Raw genomic sequence first — 2,500 nt, 5'->3', positions numbered from 1 at the left:
AGTGTAATATTATTATTATTTTTCACATCTAACAGCTCTCTCAAAGATTTCTGACAAAGATAATTAATAAATTTATAGATAACGAAAGTAATTATATTGTCAGTTATCAATTTAAACGCTCTGTAAGTAAAATAGCTAAAAATTTAAACCTCGATAGAAGAACTGTGACTAAATATTTAAATCCCAATACAACAGTGATAAGTGGCAATTTAAGAATCAAAATAGAAAATGTATTAGCTAAATATATTTCATATATAAAGGAAATGATTGATTTAGGGGCAACATTAACACAGATTTTAGAAAAAATAAAAAACAAACATATACAGGTTCATCATCCACTATTAGAAATCATTGTATCAAAGAAAGAATTTATTAACTCATGATCATGAATATAATTCTTATAATAAGGCAGAGCATATATTAATTGAACGAAAATCACTTATAAAACTATTTTTTAAGCCTATTGATAAAATCAAAGGTTCAACATCTACAATTTTAAATAAAATATATAAGAAATTTCCAATTTATAAAAAGATAATTGATATAGTTTATGATTTTAGAGCGCTATTAAAAAATAAAACCGCCGGAAAATCAGATAATTGGTTATTGTTATTCAATAAAGTCTCAAATTTAAATATTATCGAAATTAATTCAGTTAAAAGAGATGTAGAGGCTGTTGAAAATGCAATAATTTATCATTATAATAATTGGTTAGCTGAGGGTAGTGTTATTAAATGGAATTAAACGCATTATGTATGGTTGGTGTAGTTTTTATTTATTAAAAAGTAAAATTCTAAATCCTGAATATCTAAAATTCAACTAACATTGAAAAGAACCATTTTCATGTCACCATATAGAATCAGCTTTTTATTCTAAAACAATCCTACTATAGTTTGTATATAAAAAAAAGAATGCCTCAAAATGATTTTAAGCAATCATCTTAGGACATCCACTTTTGCCTAGCTGATTTTATATATTTATTAAAATATTTTTATCCATTTTAATAAATATATAAAAGAATATAAAAAAAGATAGTTATAACAACTATCTTTTTTACTTACCTCGCAACGTCCTACTCTGCCACACAGTCACCCGTGCAGTACCATCGGCGCTATAGACCTTAACTGTCCTGTTCGGAATGGGAAGGAGTGTTACCTCTATGCCATCGTCACGAGATTAAGTGAGTCTCTAAATCTATGATTTAGTTAGACGAACTTATCCAAATTCGTTAGAATTTGTTTTCCTCTGAAAGAATTGTTCTTTCAAAATTGCATATAGAATTAATGTATATTTTACAACTTGATTAAATAATTGGTCAAGCCCTCGACCTATTAGTATCAGTCAGCTAAATATGTTACCATACTTACACCTCTGACCTATCAACCTTGTAGTCTTCAAGGGGTCTTACTAGCTTACGCTATGGGAAATCTCATCTTGAGGTTGGCTTCACACTTAGATGCTTTCAGCGTTTATCCATTCCCGACTTAGCTACCCAGCTATGCTTCTGGCGAAACAACTGGTACACCATAGGTCAGTCCATCCCGGTCCTCTCGTACTAAGGACAGCTCCTCTCAAATTTCCTACGCCCGCGACGGATAGGGACCGAACTGTCTCACGACGTTCTGAACCCAGCTCGCGTGCCGCTTTAATGGGCGAACAGCCCAACCCTTGGGACCTACTTCAGCCCCAGGATGCGACGAGCCGACATCGAGGTGCCAAACCTCCCCGTCGATGTGAACTCTTGGGGGAGATCAGCCTGTTATCCCCGAGGTAGCTTTTATCCGTTGAGCGATGGCCCTCCCACGAGGTACCACCGGATCACTAAGCCCGACTTTCGTCCCTGCTCGACTTGTAGGTCTCGCAGTCAGGCTCCCTTATGCCTTTGCACTCTACGAACGATTTCCGACCGTTCTGAGGGAACCTTTGGGCGCCTCCGTTACATTTTAGGAGGCGACCGCCCCAGTCAAACTGCCCACCTAACAATGTCCTGTCACCAGTTTCATGGCATCCAGTTAGAACTTCAATACTATCAGGGTGGTATCCCAACAACGACTCCACCAAAGCTAACGCTCTGATTTCCCAGTCTCCCACCTATCCTGTACAGACAATACCGAAATTCAATGCTAAGCTACAGTAAAGCTCTACGGGGTCTTTCCGTCCAATCGCGGGTAGCGAGCATCTTCACTCGCACTACAACTTCGCCGGATTTGCAGTTGAGACAGTGCACAAGTCATTACGCCATTCGTGCGGGTCAGAACTTACCTGACAAGGAATTTCGCTACCTTAGGACCGTTATAGTTACGGCCGCCGTTTACTGGGGCTTAAGTTCACACCTTCGCACTTACGTGCTAAGCATTCCCCTTAACCTTCCAGCACCGGGCAGGCGTCAGCCCCTATACATCAGCTTACGCTTTAGCAGAGACCTGTGTTTTTGTTAAACAGTTGCTTGTGCCTATTCTCTGCGGCCTGATTTCTCAGGCACCCCTTCTCCCGAAGTTAC

2 protein-coding genes and 2 rRNA genes (1 of these 4 cut by a window edge) are annotated in these 2,500 nt (G+C 38.2%); 2 read left to right on the top strand and 2 right to left on the bottom strand.

Annotated features, from left to right (window positions below; translation table 11 throughout):
* Positions 1-164: 164 nt before the first annotated feature.
* Together psyc5s11_RS03880 and psyc5s11_RS03875 are read left to right on the top strand one after the other, a co-directional pair.
* The gene (locus psyc5s11_RS03880) at positions 165-383 is read left to right on the top strand and encodes a hypothetical protein (protein WP_224036324.1); all 219 of its coding nucleotides are present in this window, start codon (positions 165-167) and stop codon (positions 381-383) included.
* Complete coding sequence (locus psyc5s11_RS03875; RefSeq protein ID WP_224036323.1) at positions 352-744, top strand: hypothetical protein; 393 nt, start codon at positions 352-354, stop codon at positions 742-744. Before psyc5s11_RS03880 ends, psyc5s11_RS03875 begins: the two co-directional genes overlap by 32 nt.
* Positions 745-1,059: 315 nt before the next feature.
* Here the strand turns inward: psyc5s11_RS03875 and rrf are convergent.
* Positions 1,060-1,176, bottom strand: a 5S ribosomal RNA gene (gene rrf, locus psyc5s11_RS03870).
* 135 nt (positions 1,177-1,311) lie between these two features.
* Positions 1,312-2,500, bottom strand: a 23S ribosomal RNA gene (locus psyc5s11_RS03865) (it continues 1,723 nt past the right edge of the window).

The organism is Clostridium gelidum, from assembly GCF_019977655.1.
GTDB classification, from domain to species: domain Bacteria; phylum Bacillota; class Clostridia; order Clostridiales; family Clostridiaceae; genus Clostridium; species Clostridium gelidum.
This window is presented reverse-complemented; position numbering and strand designations above follow the sequence as displayed.